Raw genomic sequence first — 13,168 nt, 5'->3', positions numbered from 1 at the left:
AGTTTGGTCTGTTCGACTAACTGGCGTTATGGGGCATACATTTGATTATTGTGATGTTCAGGATGCTGGCTTTAATATTCTTACAAGCGATCAAAGTGTAGCAGGGTATATGCAAGCGAACTTATGCCAATATAATTTTGTTTATTTTCAAAAAATTCCAGGGTTGGCAGTTGATATAGATCGGGCCGCTAACCTCACATTCAGGTCTTGCAATTTTGAAAAGTGTGGAACAACAGGAAATGCGAATACAGGTGGTGTAAGAGCCACAAGGTTAAGTCCAGGAGGCGAAGGTATTGATCTAACTTTTGAAAATTGCTGGTCCGAGACTCTCTTAGGCCCTTTTCTTCAGATTTCTAATTCAAACGGAGTCACCGTTATTAATAACACAATGGTAGGTAATGCAGGGAACACTTCTGCAAATAACATTGTAAATAATGGATGTAAACTTTTATTATCTGGATCAACGAGAATACTAGGTTCTTCAACTGGCGTTAGAACGCAAAATAGTGGAGAAACAAGAGTTTCGGGATTCGTCCGGGTTAATACTCACATTGAAGAAACTGGAGGTGTTTACAAAACGGCTCAATTTGTATAAATTCATAAAAATGAAATGGATAATCCCAATACTAACCAAATCGGAAAGATTCAACAGCTTATATCAAAGAATCCGCTGGCGTTTGTCGCTGCGGTGTTCTTTGTCATGTTCTGGACTACCTATTTCATAAATATGAGCAAAAATGACGATGCAGAACAGTATTGGAAAGAGCTATACGAAAAGGAGAGGGGAGAGAAAGATGCCTTAAAGGATCAGCTATTGAAGAAAGCCGGGTATATAGAAAAAGAAACGATTAAGAAGGCCGACAGCACACTTCGGGAGAAAACGCAGGAGCAGGCCAAAACACTTTTAAACAAAGGGAAATGAAAAAGAATCTAATAATTACGATTTTGGTTTTGGCGGTCGTCGTTTTGGTCGCAAACCTTTTCTCAGGCTGGTTTATCCCGTCTAAAAATGACAAGATAGCCGAAGAATCAAGAAGCAAGCGAGACAGTGTTATGTTATCTACCTGGATGAATCGGGTAGATAGTACACTACACGGAACATTTAAGCAGAAGGAAGGAGAAGTTGTTAATAATTATATCACTAAAAAATACATGACATATGTACAAGACACTTTGGCTCCGGCCTTGAATATTGCCACTGAAAAAATAGATGAGTTAACCCGTGCTAATTTCATCCTTGAAGGGCAGTTAAAAGCCAGTAAAGAACAACGGGAAAAAGACCGGATATTCTACGAAAACAAATATATGCAAATAGTCTCTAATACAGCGGATAGTACTCTTATTTACAAGTACAATGCAGTAGTTGACATAGTAAAGTATAATGAGCGTAAATGGCTATTAGGAAAAGAAAACACATATATTGACATTTCTTCCCCAGATAAAAACATGAAAATAAACGGGGTTGAACATTTCAAAAAAAGAATCGAAGTCAGACCTAAGCGGTTCGGGTTTGGAGTTCAAGCCGGGTATTATTATGTTCCTGCAGCAAATCAATTTTATCCCGGGTTTGGCCTTGGGGTTTCTTATAATTTAATAAGGCTGTGATAGAAACACTATTCAAAATAACCCTCTACTTATTAGGTGCCGGAACTGGTTTCTGTGCAAAAATATTAATTGACGAAAAATTAAAGAAATGAATAAAAAAGAATTAAAAGAAATTTGGGGAGAAAAATTATTTAATGCCTTTGCAGATCATATCGATCAGGAAGGCTGGTTAATGCAAAACTGGGGCCCTATTTTAGAAGATAATTATTCTGATTGGGATGAAGATTACAATGATACTAATGAGAAAAGTAATTTATACTCAACTATGTACCTTCAAGATTTTGAAGAAAAGAAAACAGAATCGGGAATTTTTATAAGACCAAAGAAATGAGAACATCACAAAGAGGAATTGACCTTATAAAAGAATTTGAGAGCCTGCACGATGGGGATTTGAAAAAGCCGGGATTGCAGCCAAAGATGGACCCAGTAGGAATATGGACAGAAGGTTATGGCCGTGCTATGCGTGACGAAAAAGGTAATTTTCTGAAAGGAGCCGGGAATAAAGCTGTAGCAGAAAAAAGAGCTACGATACACACCGAGAAGCAAGCAGAAGATGCGCTACGTCAAGACCTTGAAGTCTATGAAAATATTGTAGCAAAAAAAGTTAAGATTATTCTTACTCAGAACCAGTTTGATGCATTAGTGTCTCACACCTACAATACAGGCGGATCAGATGGGCTTTTTAAGCTTGTCAATGACCGTGCGCCCGGTGCATCTATTCGTAATTGGTTTTTAACAAAGTACATAACAGCTCAGGGAGTAAAACTAAACGGACTGGTGCGGAGAAGAAAAGCAGAAGCAGATTTGTTTTTTTTAAAGTAAACCTGTCGAAATCGACACCTTTTAAATAACACCAAAGCCCCGCATTAGCAGGGCTTTAATTATTAAGGATTGTTAGTTTAAATTAAGATGGTTAGATTCCATCGTAGTCTTGTTTTAACATTGTGTTTGTCATAATTTTAAGGGTTTTTGGTTAGTTTTTATTAATATGACTTTAAAAAAATCTTTTCAATCAAATAACTTTCTACATTTTCAATCTTAAACAATATTGATTTACTGTTATATTTCTCCCACGTTATTTTTGAGTATGTATTTTTACTATCTAATTTGAAGTATAGAGCACCATCACCGCCTGATGTTGGATAATAAGGCTTACCTTTATATGTATAGGAATTAATTTTTATATACATATAAGGTTCATGATTAGCTTTTTCTTCAAAAGTAAGTATTGCATCAATGTTTTCAGCTCCGCTTATTTTATACTCCCAGGTTCCTTGTATTTCTAAAGGCATGTAAGTAAAAGCCGTGTATGGATCTTTTACCTCATCTTCTCTGTTAGAACAGCTGATAAAAAATATAAATAATATAAATGTTAAAATAAATTTTCTCATGTGATTACATATTTAAACAAATATATAAAATATAAAATAAGTCATTATTATGGGAACCCGTAAATTTCTGAAAGCATCAATACAGTCTTACTGTTTTTCTGCTTCGTTTTTATCATAATCGTGGAAGTCTACATGCGTTAAATCTTTTTTATCGTACATAATTTTATGTACATAATTTTATAAATATTATCAAAGATTGCAATATTTTTAACCTTGCCACTTTTTTGTTAATTCTTTATCTATATACAGCCCAAAATTAGACATGCACATATTGGTACTTATAACAATTTTCATAAATGCGGGACCTTTTGAAGTATTAAAAGGAATTGCATAAGTTCCGGGTTTTACTTTTTCAAATGATCCGTATTTTTCAATTAAGAATCTTTTTGATTCGTTTAATTCTGACAACATAATTGTATAATTTATTTATTGGTTAAAGTTGCTTTGTTAATTTTTGGTATTTTTTCTTTTTCGCCTCGGTGGCTGACCATTCATTATATTCTTTTTCGGAACATTTAGAATAGTCGATAATTTGATTTGAATCACTATTGTAGAATTTCTTCATTTCTGTTTCAGAATAAAATGGCACTATTACCGTCAATGCTTTTTCTCCATATTCTACTGGGACAAATGTTAATCGGAAATACTGCATAGTGTTGCTTTGTTTATGTATTCCCCTTCCGGTATACCGAAGGCGTTGAAGTGCTTTGAAACCAGATATTGAAAGTGACCGTGAGGTATTTTATTCATGCATTTCTCAAAACCATATTTTTCGATCCAACCTTCAATTTCATTAGTTAACCAATCTATATGATCAGTAAATCCGGCTGATATTAACTCTTCTTTTGTTAGATAGGATAAATCGTAGAGAATAGGCTTAACGATTATTTCTTCATCATTATAATAATAATCGGCAGCGTTATTAAAAGTCAAACAGTCTTCAAAAACACCTGTTAATGTCGTTATTACATCTTTGTCATCTTCCCGATCTATATCAATATGTATAAATTGCAGCTTATATGGAAAATAAGCCGAGTATAATCTTAGTTGTTCTTCTTTTGTCATGGCTGATTATCTTTTTCGCTTAATATATCTTATTAAAAATGGACTAAATAGTAAAATAGAAAGTCCAATACACACAATAATAGTAAGTGCATCTTTAGTCATTGTTTTGTTTTCTAATGATTTTCTATTGTTATTTTTTTAAAAGGCCCCGAAGGGCCCGGGACAGTTACTTTATGGAAGTATACCAATTGAAGTTTGATAAATCATTCTACAGTTAATATTTACATTAATATAGACTTCAGAGCTTGATCCATTTTGCACTACGATAAAGTAAAATGTTTGATTAACGCTACTGTCGTATACCGACACCAAGCTTAAAGAAGTTCCATCTGGTTGTTTTGCGTGACAATATACATTTGTCCTATACCTCGAGGTTTCAGGCGAATTAACAGCCTCTAATGCAATTGCAGCTTCTTTAGACGTTGCTTTTTCAAGCGAAACCCCGTTATAAGTTGCTTCACCTGTTGACAGGTAATAAATTAGAATGTTTTCAGGTTCTGCTTCGCTTTTTGCAGCAGTTTTAGAAGTTGTAACAGTTTCTTTAGAGATTACCTCATTTGCTTCGTTTTGACACGAAATCATTACGGTAAGCGCAAATGCGCTTACAAAAAATAGCTTTTTCATAAAAAAAAATTTAAATTATATCCGGAAAAGAACGGTCCGGATTTCCGTATATTAATCGTGTTTATTTTTTCTTAATTCGTTCTATGGTATCACAGATTATGATTGTAATTAAAATCACTGATACTGATATGGCGATAATTATTGTTTCGTTCATTTAATGTTTGGTTTGGGTAATAATTCTCTATACTCTCGCAACTGTGCGTGTAACATTTCTTTATACAGCCCCAAAAAAGGCGATTTTGTTATGGTTCCCATGTAAACAAGCTGTTCAATTCTTAAGAGCTTTATATATGCCTTTCGGGATTCGGGTGTTTCATTTATGTACATTCTCTTTTATAGTTCTTGAAATTCCAATTCAACGCATGGGGTAAGGCCGTAAATCTTTTCACTTTCAACTTTTACAATCAGTGAATCATCTTTAAAAACAATTCCGTTCATTGCATCCATTGTCAATTTCATTAAATTATCATGCAGGTCCGGCCGGGTTGTTTTGTAAATTTTCGCCCCAGATTCCAATTCCTTCAACTTCTTTAGTGTGAAATTCTTTAGAGGTGGAAAAATAAAGGTTGCCTTTACGCTGATCCCGGTCCGGAATGGTTTAAAATCTTTCGGCAATTGGCTCTTAACATCAAAAGCAAAATTCCTTTCTTTCTGTTTTATTTTTTCCGGTTGGTAATGTTGTATAAATAGCTTCCCAAATTTTGTTCGGGAAATTCCAGATCTTACTGATTGTTTGGCTACTGGTATTCCTATTATTTTTAATTTAATTTTTTGCATATTACTGATAGGGTTTAGGTTTGGTCTTAACTTCATCATAATCATCTTCCAAGTCATCCAGATAGGGCACCATTTGATCATCCATTGTAAGTACAATATCATTGAAATCTCTTCCGCGGGTAAGGGCAGCAGAAATTATACTTCTTGTCTTATCGTAAGGGTCTTTTCTGATTCTTATCCCTGTTTCGCATAGGTTCATCAAATTCGTTCCTAAATGTCCCCGCGGTTTGCTGTTGAATAAGTTTTCTGGTGTCGGATTTTCGTGAAGTACTACAAGGATGTGAGTGTTAAATGTGCTTTTAATTTTCAAAAGCCATTGTGTCAACTCAGCTGCTTCAGTTGCACTATTAAAGTCATTTGCAAAGTGAACAATATTATCAATAATCATAAGACCACAATCCGGGCTTTCCGCTAAATAACATTCGACAAGATTTTTTTTATCATCCTTTGTGTATGTTGTAACACTTAAATAATCAACCATATTTTTTTGAAAGGAGATTTGATAAATGTTTTTTGTAGCCCTCAAACAGTGGTGCCTTGATTGTTCGGTATCTACGATTGATATTTTTTTTCTGTGATAATTAGAAATCATTTTATCATTTGAGCCGTTAAAGATCGCCTGGCATATTGAACGAACTAAAGCTGATTTACGGGCTTTTGCTGGACCGAACAGCAATGATATGTTATCCTCATTTAAAATCGGGATTTGATACCCGTCCTGCACTATACTCAAAATTGGAATGGGTTCTGGAATTTTATCAGTAGGGAGAATTAAAGCTTCTCTCCAATTGATAAATTTCTTTCCTTCATCCTGAGCCCCATTAAGATTAATTTCTTCAAGCATAATTTACTTATCTTTCCAACGTTCAGGATTTTCAGAGTTTAAAGGCTTTGTTTCTATGAATTTTAAAAAGTCTTTATCCAATGCATTGAACATTGGGAAATTGTCTTTAGCATATTCTAGGGCCTTATTTAGTAATTCCTCTACCTGTTCAAATGTTATTCTATCTTCTTTTTTTATTGGAATCATTTCCTGATCTGTTAAAACAATGCTTTTTCCCCAAGTATTAATTCCTTCCTGCAGCTCTTTCAAATACAGGTCCCGGTCTTTGGGTATTCGTTCATACTCCTGATAAATCCAAAGTTCATCTGCAATCATTTGAATGATTTGTTGTTTTGGATCTAAAATATTTGAAAGTCGATTCAGTATTGTACTGGCTTCAGGCATTCCTAAAGGAAAACGAACCTCTTCTGGTTTTCTCTTTTCTAAAATCGCTTTATTGTTTTTATTTTGAACCTTATATGCTGCCAACAGGTAAAAAAGAATCAACGAATCTTCAAGTTGAGTATTCCTTTTTTTAGAATTTTCTTCTTGAATCAGGATGTTTAATGCATCAATATCTCTTTTTTCAAGAAATAATCTTTTTGAACCATTCCATGCGTAATTAAATCTATTTACCAGATGTTTTAATGCTTTCATTTTCTTGGAATTTTTTGATTGTGGATAAAATAAGTTTATCAAAGTCTTCGTATTTTTCACCCGCATCAACTACATCAGATGATATACTGTCGAGCCTTTTAACACCATTAGAATCGACTTTCCTAAATGCAGTGAGGGATTTTATTGTTTTAAACCAAAAAGGGTTAAAACGAGCGTCTTTTGCGCTGCATTTTTTGAAGTATTCCAGAACCCCTATCATTCTTTCAATTTTGTTTCCATCATTTTCAATAATCAACTTCATTGTATTAACCCATTCATAAACATCAGCTTTTTGTAAATGGGAATGGTTTGGATTTTTATTTTTCCACAATTCCCAAAATCGGTAAGCAAGTAAAAAATATGATTTATTACCCTCGAAAGATTTAACAGATTCGTTTAGATCTTTGATCGAAACAAAAGAAAATTTAACAGGTATATTATTATTTACTTTACTTTTATTTATTTTATTTTTATAAGGTGGGTTTTTTGGGTTTTCGTCGTTGGTTTTTTCACTGGGTTTTTGGGTTTTATTTTCTACCTCCTTTTTTTCAGTATTTTTTCGGGGCCGTCCTCCGTTCTTTCCGTTTTCTCGCGCTGTTTGGGCTTTTGTAAGTCTCCTTTTAATAGAATCTATCCACCATCTACCATTTTCATCAATATTTACAAACTCTTGAAGCTTTTCAAATTCTTCATCAGATAGATTAATATTGTAATCATCAGAAAGGAATTCCCGGTTCATTTCAACAGGATTTCCTTCACTGTACATTAGATCAATTAATTCTCTGATTGCATAACGGACCATTGGGAACCGTTTAAGCCGCTTAAAGGTGTTGCTTGTTAGCCAATCCTGAGAAAACCACATATAGCCTAATTTTGCCATAGTAATACATTTTTGGGGGTTAATTAAAGGAGCCGTTGAAAGCCTCTTTATTTTAGCATTTTTAAAGGTGTCGAATTCGACAGGTTTAAATACACGGAATTCCGAGTATTTAAGATCCTATTGCTCTGATTGTAAATAGTTCGATAAACTTTAAAAGCTGGGTTTCATTTTGCACAATTTTCATTTCAATCATCCGGATTATTGATCTTTCCATTTCTGAAAGGTTTGATAACTGATCTTGTGTTGCAGAATCCCGGATTCCCTTTTCATGTTTACCGAAAATCTTTTCATTGATTAATCGATTGTATCGTGGATAATCCGGGGTTTGAATTATGCTGCTTATTGCTCGGTTCATTGGCAGGAATTCGGTTCCTGCTATAATCCTGTTTATGATTAGCTTATCAGTAAGCCACATTACAACATCAGCGTATATTTCCGGGTTAAGCTCCATTGCTATCAGAACCCATATGTAAGGATCACAATAAACAGACTTGTTTTCACCACGTCCGCCGGTCTTCCAGACTTTTAGTCCTTTTAGTACTTTTACAATTCCTTCATTTTTAATCATTTCCATAAAAGCGTGAATTTCCGCTTTTATGAGATTCCTTTTAAATAGGAGGTAATAGCATCTTTCCTGAAAATCCTTACCACTCATAATATCATTTATTCGGCGGTCACTCCACCCATTTTGATACCTGGCAATGTTGTAAGCTTTCTGCAGGTCGGAAACGGATAGGCTTTGCCCATCTTTTGTGTTTTGCCGGATGATCATACCAAATAAATTCCGGTCGGTGCTTTGCATGGTAACGTTAGTTTTCATGGCTGATCTGGTGTTTTTCTTTTTCACGCTTTACCAATTCGCCCCATTCAAGGAAAATACAACTAGCTATAAATAAATGCTTATCTTCTGAAATACATTTGCTAATATCAAATTGATCTTCATACGTCCAGAATGTTGTTAAAAATTCATCCATCAGATTGTCTTTTACATCTTCACTAAGGCCGCTATCTTCAAAAAAGTATTCTTCCGCAGCTTCAATACCCCTTCCAAAAAAGTCAATATCAATTTCAACTCCTGTCAGAATTTTAGCATTTTGAATTAATTTGTTTTTGAAAGCGTAGAACGCAACAGAATCTGAAATAATTTTAATTATTCTTCGATCTTTTTCTGTATATGTTGATAAGTTCATGATTTAAAAATTTAGTGATTGAATATATCCGGTTGCAAGAATTAAGACTATGATCAGGATCCCTGCAATTGCAGGGGGTATTTCTGCTTTATGTGGTTTCATGTTCAAAGATTTTGTTGTTAAGCTGCAGGGTAAATCACTTCTAAGAAAAACGCCCTTGTATTAAAATCCCACCTGTTATGAAAATACACGTTATCATCTGGTTCGATAGGTTCAAGTTCTTTTCTCATTAATTCAAAAGATTTATGTTCAGAAAATCTTTTGAATACCTCAGCTAATTTTTTACTGTATTCATCATCATAATTTGATAAACTATTTATCAAATCAGGAGTATATTCCAGGCTGATTTTTGTTAAATCATCAATTGTAACTTCAGGAGAAACGTCTGTTAAGGTTAATTTGAAATTTTCCATGATTAATTTTCGTTTTCTAGGATTGCTAATTTTGCCTGTAAAAGAAGAAGTGAATCGGCATCTAATTGGTTATTTACTAGCTGCTTTTTAGCGTGTGCTTTTTCAATTGATTTAAACCTCCTGAAAGCATCTTTTTTAACACGAACAACAATTCCATGCAATTGAGTGAAGTCTATCAAGTTGTTTTCATACAATAGTCTTGCATCGTAAAGAATAGATGATAGTTTTATAATACAAAATCTTTGATATTTGCTAACTGCTCCGGCTCTGTATAAATCAGTCATTGACAAACCCAGACTGTGAAAATGAGGGAATTCTTTATCATCCCTAAGGTCCCAATTGAAATGATTTAATACTGAAGTGAATTTTATAAGGCCCTCTCTGAATCTATCAAAATAGCCTGATTTTCCATTTATAATTTCAATATCTCTCAATGCAGGAAATGATTTGTTATTTAGCTTTTTTTCTTGGGTGTTTATTTTCGCTGTTGACTTCATGGTTTTACAGATTTTTAGAGTTGAAATAATTGTTGATTTCCGGAATCCATCTTGATAATACTGTTAAGGCCACTAAATCAGCCTTATGTTTGCTGCTATCAATTATATCCCATGCCATTTTTCCTAATACTTCATAGAATTCAAAATGTTCTTTAGGTGTAATCCCCAACAGTGTTAATACTTTACCAACTCCTGAAAATCCATCAAAAGGGCAATTGTGATGATTTTCGTCATCTTTAGGATTAAATGCATTTAAATACATTTCAAGTGCGTCGTGCCTTCTGAAATAAACTACATATTCAGAAATCATCTGTATAATTACAGATCTGATACGTTCATTGTTTAACAGCTCTAAAGCTGTATAAGGGTCAATTTGCCTTTCGTTGTTTTTAACAACAGAATTTTTTTGTACATTTGTCTTCATACTAATGAAACATTTATTTGTTTTACTTTGGCTTTCCGTTGGAGCGGTAAGCCTTTTTTATTTCCTCCTGAACTGTGCTCTAATTTTTGCTTCTTGTTCAGATTTAATTTTTGAATTACTTTTTCGCTTATTCTGGGTGGTTCCCACGCCACCCAGAAAAGCATTCATTTCAGCTTTAACAAAGGCAGTAAATGATAATGTGTAAGCTTCAAACTGATCACACATTGCAATTATCTCACGTGCTTTTTTATCAGTCATTTTTATTGCTTATTTAATTGTTATCTATTATTTTCATAATCGAATCTTCCATCTGTCTGATGTCTACTTCAGCGGTTTCAATTGTTTTTTTAGCATTTTCAATTGCTAGTTTTGCTAAAGCATCCAAAGCTTTTTTGTTTTTTTCATTAGCTATATTGCCATTACAGATTTTAATATTGTGTAGAGTGTGATAACCAATACCACATTCAACACTTACTTTTGCTACATCTTCAGATTTTGTGTACTTTTTAAAAAAGTCTCTCCATGTATTATTTATTGGAGCTTTTAGATTCATAATTGTTTCCATAAGAATTATTTTTTTTAAAAAAAAGGGGGAAAACCACATTTTTTTAAGTAATTATTTTGTTTAACTTTGTCATGTTATAAGAACTACACAAATATATAACCTTTTAGTTAAATAAAACAACCTTATTTTTAATAAAAAGGTTAATAATTTCATATAACCTTGATAATCAGTAATAAAAAAATGAATAAAGACCAATTTTATCTTAAAAAAGGCTTTCAGGATCTTGAAATATCAATGCGTCAGATTGCAAGTGATATGAATGTTTCGCAGGTTTATGTGAGTAATATTTTAAATGGAAAGAAACGTATCGGAAGCAGAACCGCATTGAAATTAGCAGAATTATATGGGCTAAATATTAATTGGTTGTTAACAGGAGAAGGATCCATGTTTGATAATACTGATGAATCAAAAATTCATTCTTTAAACCGAACCAAAGAAGATGTGTTAAATAATCTTAATCGAATTAAAATTAACCGAAAGGTTAATTTAACAAGCGAAGGTCATGAGATTTTCGATCATGACCTTGCTGAAGCTACTCAGTTCATTATCCCAATAAAAGGACAGGCCGGACTTAAAAAAGCTTTTTTTGCTCCGGATGAATATATTGATCAAAATTTTGCTAAAGAAATTATCCATGTTAAACGTTCCGAAAGAGGGGTTTATCATAAAATTGAGGTTGACGGGCATTCAATGCCAGGGGTTCTGGATCCTGGTGATTGGGCCAGATGCGAAGATATACCTAAATTATTTTGGCTAGATAAGGGTACTTTCAAAGTAAATAAAGTATATTGTTTATTTCATAGGACTAAAGGTATTTTATTTAAAAGAATATCAAAAATAAGCTTAGATACAATTACTTTAAGTTCAGATAATACGGATAAGGTAGAATATCCGGATGAAACATTTGATCTTATGGAATTTTCAAAAATATTAATTGTTAGAAAGGTTGAGAAGGATTTATAATGAAGTATAGCACTATAATAACATATCGGATTTATGATCCAGATAATGTAAAACATGATGATCCAGAAGCGCAGGCTTTACTGGATCTTATTCATAATAATATGTTAAGTGCATTTACAGATGAAATAAGAAAAGAAGTATTTAAATATAATAAAATACTTCAAGGCTGCCATTTAGAATTTGTTTTGGATTTAAATGAAGCCCGGAAAAGTGATTTTAAACCTAAAATAAACAGAATATTCATTCCAAAAAGTAAGGAGAAAATTGTGAATATAGTTCTTAACCTCATCAGAGATTCAAAGGAAGAAGAACTTATAATAAAAAGACAAAAAAAATTTAATTAATTATGAGAAAACTTTTATTAATGTTTTGTGTTTTAGTCACAACAGTTTTTTACGCACAAGAAAATAGTTTAGAGTATAAACTCATAGATTCATTAAAAGCTAAAAAAGAACTATTGTATTCTGGTGCAAAGTCTTGGATTTCTAATGCTTTTAATTCTTCAAAAGCTATCATAGACATGGAAGATAAAGAATCAGGAAGAATTATAGGGAAAGCATATCTTAATCCAAGCAAGCAACACAGGTGTATGATGTATGATGAAATTAGTAATGTGAGTTTTAAATTTGTAATCGATGTAAAAGAAAATAAATACAGAATCGTATTGTCTGACTTCTATCATACCGGGAAATATGCTAATGCTGGAAATTTAGATCCTATGATCCCGCCTAATGGTTTTGGAAACGGATGTGGTAAAAAAAATGCTCAAAGGGTTTATGATGAAATTAAATCAGATGTAAAAAATCAAAGTGAATTGATTTTAAGAGATTTTAAAAATACAATCAATAAATCTATTAAAAATGATGATTTTTAAATTCTGTATCTATGTTTTTGTCCGATAAAAATATGATCAAGGTGATTGATCATTTAAAAGATTCTGGAATAATTAAATTCAAAACTGAAGCTTATGAAGTAATGAATCTTGATACAGTACGGGTTTATAAGATCAGATTTCCAGAAAAGTTTTCCAGGAAACAGGCAAATCATTTTTCTGCAGAAGATATAAGATTGTTTTGTCAGTATTTCAATATTAACGCAAATTATATTTATGGAATAGAAACAAATATGTTCCTAAAATAAAGGTTTTAAATTAGTTTATCGGGCAACTTTCCGGGCAACTTTTAATCAAAATAGTAAAAAAAACAAATACTTAATTTTATCTTAACTGATTGACAATCAATTTTAAGTGTCGTTCTATTGGTAGGGTCTAAACGCTCATAATCAGGTGGTCCCT

General features: G+C 32.8%; 23 protein-coding genes. 8 read left to right on the top strand and 15 right to left on the bottom strand.

Going from position 1 to position 13,168, the window contains the following annotated elements; all coding sequences use genetic code 11:
• The 5 genes from AOB46_RS16975 to AOB46_RS16955 form a co-directional block, all read left to right on the top strand.
• A partial coding sequence (locus AOB46_RS16975; RefSeq protein ID WP_206542262.1) for a hypothetical protein occupies positions 1–595 on the top strand: 595 nt, incomplete at its 5' end.
• Positions 596–610: 15 nt separating this feature from the next.
• Positions 611–922, top strand: a complete 312-nt coding sequence (locus AOB46_RS16970; protein ID WP_062701544.1) for a hypothetical protein — start codon at positions 611–613, stop codon at positions 920–922.
• Positions 919–1,605, top strand: a complete 687-nt coding sequence (locus AOB46_RS16965; RefSeq protein ID WP_062701542.1) for a DUF6808 domain-containing protein — start codon at positions 919–921, stop codon at positions 1,603–1,605. Before AOB46_RS16970 ends, AOB46_RS16965 begins: the two co-directional genes overlap by 4 nt.
• Positions 1,606–1,693: 88 nt before the next feature.
• Positions 1,694–1,936 carry a hypothetical protein gene (locus tag AOB46_RS16960; protein WP_062701540.1) on the top strand — a complete coding sequence of 81 codons (243 nt, stop codon included), beginning with the start codon at positions 1,694–1,696 and terminating at the stop codon, positions 1,934–1,936.
• Complete coding sequence (locus tag AOB46_RS16955; protein WP_062701538.1) at positions 1,933–2,427, top strand: lysozyme; 495 nt, start codon at positions 1,933–1,935, stop codon at positions 2,425–2,427. Before AOB46_RS16960 ends, AOB46_RS16955 begins: the two co-directional genes overlap by 4 nt.
• A 161-nt stretch (positions 2,428–2,588) precedes the next feature.
• On the opposite strand, the gene AOB46_RS16950 is transcribed toward AOB46_RS16955, so the two are convergent.
• The 15 genes from AOB46_RS16950 to AOB46_RS16880 all read right to left on the bottom strand — a co-directional run bounded on the left by AOB46_RS16950 (position 2,589) and on the right by AOB46_RS16880 (position 10,911).
• Positions 2,589–2,996: a hypothetical protein gene (locus AOB46_RS16950; RefSeq protein ID WP_062701536.1), complete on the bottom strand. Its 408-nt coding sequence runs from the start codon at positions 2,994–2,996 to the stop codon at positions 2,589–2,591.
• Between the two features lie 207 nt (positions 2,997–3,203).
• Positions 3,204–3,407, bottom strand: a complete 204-nt coding sequence (locus tag AOB46_RS16945; RefSeq protein ID WP_062701534.1) for a hypothetical protein — start codon at positions 3,405–3,407, stop codon at positions 3,204–3,206.
• A gap of 222 nt (positions 3,408–3,629) precedes the next feature.
• Complete coding sequence (locus AOB46_RS16935; RefSeq protein WP_062701531.1) at positions 3,630–4,061, bottom strand: hypothetical protein; 432 nt, start codon at positions 4,059–4,061, stop codon at positions 3,630–3,632.
• 171 nt (positions 4,062–4,232) lie between these two features.
• Entirely contained in the window at positions 4,233–4,685 is a 453-nt protein-coding gene (locus AOB46_RS16930) for a hypothetical protein (RefSeq protein ID WP_062701529.1), read from the bottom strand.
• A gap of 333 nt (positions 4,686–5,018) precedes the next feature.
• Positions 5,019–5,462, bottom strand: a complete 444-nt coding sequence (locus AOB46_RS16925; protein ID WP_062701527.1) for a RusA family crossover junction endodeoxyribonuclease — start codon at positions 5,460–5,462, stop codon at positions 5,019–5,021.
• 1 nt (position 5,463) lies between these two features.
• Positions 5,464–6,306, bottom strand: a complete 843-nt coding sequence (locus AOB46_RS16920; RefSeq protein ID WP_062701525.1) for an AAA family ATPase — start codon at positions 6,304–6,306, stop codon at positions 5,464–5,466.
• Between the two features lie 3 nt (positions 6,307–6,309).
• Positions 6,310–6,942, bottom strand: coding sequence for a hypothetical protein (locus tag AOB46_RS16915; protein WP_062701524.1), 633 nt, complete (start codon positions 6,940–6,942; stop codon positions 6,310–6,312).
• Positions 6,914–7,822: a hypothetical protein gene (locus AOB46_RS16910; RefSeq protein WP_131724407.1), complete on the bottom strand. Its 909-nt coding sequence runs from the start codon at positions 7,820–7,822 to the stop codon at positions 6,914–6,916. The genes AOB46_RS16915 and AOB46_RS16910 overlap by 29 nt, the downstream gene beginning before the upstream one ends.
• A 109-nt stretch (positions 7,823–7,931) precedes the next feature.
• Positions 7,932–8,477, bottom strand: coding sequence for a hypothetical protein (locus AOB46_RS16905; RefSeq protein WP_131724406.1), 546 nt, complete (start codon positions 8,475–8,477; stop codon positions 7,932–7,934).
• A 154-nt stretch (positions 8,478–8,631) separates the two neighbouring features.
• Positions 8,632–9,012: a hypothetical protein gene (locus AOB46_RS16900; RefSeq protein ID WP_062701518.1), complete on the bottom strand. Its 381-nt coding sequence runs from the start codon at positions 9,010–9,012 to the stop codon at positions 8,632–8,634.
• A gap of 119 nt (positions 9,013–9,131) precedes the next feature.
• Positions 9,132–9,425, bottom strand: a complete 294-nt coding sequence (locus AOB46_RS16895) for a hypothetical protein (protein WP_062701517.1) — start codon at positions 9,423–9,425, stop codon at positions 9,132–9,134.
• A gap of 2 nt (positions 9,426–9,427) precedes the next feature.
• Positions 9,428–9,922, bottom strand: coding sequence for a hypothetical protein (locus AOB46_RS16890; RefSeq protein ID WP_062701515.1), 495 nt, complete (start codon positions 9,920–9,922; stop codon positions 9,428–9,430).
• 4 nt (positions 9,923–9,926) lie between these two features.
• Complete coding sequence (locus AOB46_RS16885) at positions 9,927–10,346, bottom strand: hypothetical protein (protein ID WP_062701513.1); 420 nt, start codon at positions 10,344–10,346, stop codon at positions 9,927–9,929.
• 57 nt (positions 10,347–10,403) lie between these two features.
• A complete protein-coding gene (locus AOB46_RS23235) occupies positions 10,404–10,604 on the bottom strand; it encodes a hypothetical protein (RefSeq protein ID WP_131724405.1) in 201 nt (66 codons plus the stop codon).
• A 13-nt stretch (positions 10,605–10,617) separates the two neighbouring features.
• Positions 10,618–10,911, bottom strand: a complete 294-nt coding sequence (locus AOB46_RS16880) for a hypothetical protein (protein WP_062701511.1) — start codon at positions 10,909–10,911, stop codon at positions 10,618–10,620.
• A 180-nt stretch (positions 10,912–11,091) separates the two neighbouring features.
• On the opposite strand from AOB46_RS16880, the gene AOB46_RS16875 reads away from it, so the two are divergent.
• From AOB46_RS16875 to AOB46_RS16865, 3 genes are read left to right on the top strand one after another with little or no spacing between them, the layout of a single operon-like run.
• Complete coding sequence (locus AOB46_RS16875; protein WP_131724404.1) at positions 11,092–11,874, top strand: helix-turn-helix domain-containing protein; 783 nt, start codon at positions 11,092–11,094, stop codon at positions 11,872–11,874.
• On the top strand, positions 11,874–12,218 hold the full coding sequence (locus tag AOB46_RS16870; protein WP_062701506.1) for a hypothetical protein: 345 nt from the start codon (positions 11,874–11,876) through the stop codon (positions 12,216–12,218). Before AOB46_RS16875 ends, AOB46_RS16870 begins: the two co-directional genes overlap by 1 nt.
• A 2-nt stretch (positions 12,219–12,220) precedes the next feature.
• Positions 12,221–12,748, top strand: coding sequence for a DUF4468 domain-containing protein (locus AOB46_RS16865; RefSeq protein WP_082377190.1), 528 nt, complete (start codon positions 12,221–12,223; stop codon positions 12,746–12,748).
• The last annotated feature ends 420 nt before the right edge of the window (positions 12,749–13,168 follow it).

Source organism: Chryseobacterium indologenes (genome assembly GCF_001295265.1).
GTDB lineage: Bacteria > Bacteroidota > Bacteroidia > Flavobacteriales > Weeksellaceae > Chryseobacterium > Chryseobacterium indologenes_A.
This window is presented reverse-complemented; position numbering and strand designations above follow the sequence as displayed.

What these genes read in the sequence shown, in the direction of transcription:
- AOB46_RS16970 (WP_062701544.1), top strand. Translation starts at nt 611, where the DNA reads ATGGATAATCCCAATACTAACCAAATCGGAAAGATTCAACAGCTTATA.
- AOB46_RS16965 (WP_062701542.1), top strand. Translation starts at nt 919, where the DNA reads ATGAAAAAGAATCTAATAATTACGATTTTGGTTTTGGCGGTCGTCGTT.
- AOB46_RS16960 (WP_062701540.1), top strand. Translation starts at nt 1,694, where the DNA reads ATGAATAAAAAAGAATTAAAAGAAATTTGGGGAGAAAAATTATTTAAT.
- AOB46_RS16955 (WP_062701538.1), top strand. Translation starts at nt 1,933, where the DNA reads ATGAGAACATCACAAAGAGGAATTGACCTTATAAAAGAATTTGAGAGC.
- AOB46_RS16950 (WP_062701536.1), bottom strand. Translation starts at nt 2,996, where the DNA reads ATGAGAAAATTTATTTTAACATTTATATTATTTATATTTTTTATCAGC.
- AOB46_RS16945 (WP_062701534.1), bottom strand. Translation starts at nt 3,407, where the DNA reads ATGTTGTCAGAATTAAACGAATCAAAAAGATTCTTAATTGAAAAATAC.
- AOB46_RS16935 (WP_062701531.1), bottom strand. Translation starts at nt 4,061, where the DNA reads ATGACAAAAGAAGAACAACTAAGATTATACTCGGCTTATTTTCCATAT.
- AOB46_RS16930 (WP_062701529.1), bottom strand. Translation starts at nt 4,685, where the DNA reads ATGAAAAAGCTATTTTTTGTAAGCGCATTTGCGCTTACCGTAATGATT.
- AOB46_RS16925 (WP_062701527.1), bottom strand. Translation starts at nt 5,462, where the DNA reads ATGCAAAAAATTAAATTAAAAATAATAGGAATACCAGTAGCCAAACAA.
- AOB46_RS16920 (WP_062701525.1), bottom strand. Translation starts at nt 6,306, where the DNA reads ATGCTTGAAGAAATTAATCTTAATGGGGCTCAGGATGAAGGAAAGAAA.
- AOB46_RS16915 (WP_062701524.1), bottom strand. Translation starts at nt 6,942, where the DNA reads ATGAAAGCATTAAAACATCTGGTAAATAGATTTAATTACGCATGGAAT.
- AOB46_RS16910 (WP_131724407.1), bottom strand. Translation starts at nt 7,822, where the DNA reads ATGGCAAAATTAGGCTATATGTGGTTTTCTCAGGATTGGCTAACAAGC.
- AOB46_RS16905 (WP_131724406.1), bottom strand. Translation starts at nt 8,477, where the DNA reads ATGAGTGGTAAGGATTTTCAGGAAAGATGCTATTACCTCCTATTTAAA.
- AOB46_RS16900 (WP_062701518.1), bottom strand. Translation starts at nt 9,012, where the DNA reads ATGAACTTATCAACATATACAGAAAAAGATCGAAGAATAATTAAAATT.
- AOB46_RS16895 (WP_062701517.1), bottom strand. Translation starts at nt 9,425, where the DNA reads ATGGAAAATTTCAAATTAACCTTAACAGACGTTTCTCCTGAAGTTACA.
- AOB46_RS16890 (WP_062701515.1), bottom strand. Translation starts at nt 9,922, where the DNA reads ATGAAGTCAACAGCGAAAATAAACACCCAAGAAAAAAAGCTAAATAAC.
- AOB46_RS16885 (WP_062701513.1), bottom strand. Translation starts at nt 10,346, where the DNA reads ATGAAGACAAATGTACAAAAAAATTCTGTTGTTAAAAACAACGAAAGG.
- AOB46_RS23235 (WP_131724405.1), bottom strand. Translation starts at nt 10,604, where the DNA reads ATGACTGATAAAAAAGCACGTGAGATAATTGCAATGTGTGATCAGTTT.
- AOB46_RS16880 (WP_062701511.1), bottom strand. Translation starts at nt 10,911, where the DNA reads ATGGAAACAATTATGAATCTAAAAGCTCCAATAAATAATACATGGAGA.
- AOB46_RS16875 (WP_131724404.1), top strand. Translation starts at nt 11,092, where the DNA reads ATGAATAAAGACCAATTTTATCTTAAAAAAGGCTTTCAGGATCTTGAA.
- AOB46_RS16870 (WP_062701506.1), top strand. Translation starts at nt 11,874, where the DNA reads ATGAAGTATAGCACTATAATAACATATCGGATTTATGATCCAGATAAT.
- AOB46_RS16865 (WP_082377190.1), top strand. Translation starts at nt 12,221, where the DNA reads ATGAGAAAACTTTTATTAATGTTTTGTGTTTTAGTCACAACAGTTTTT.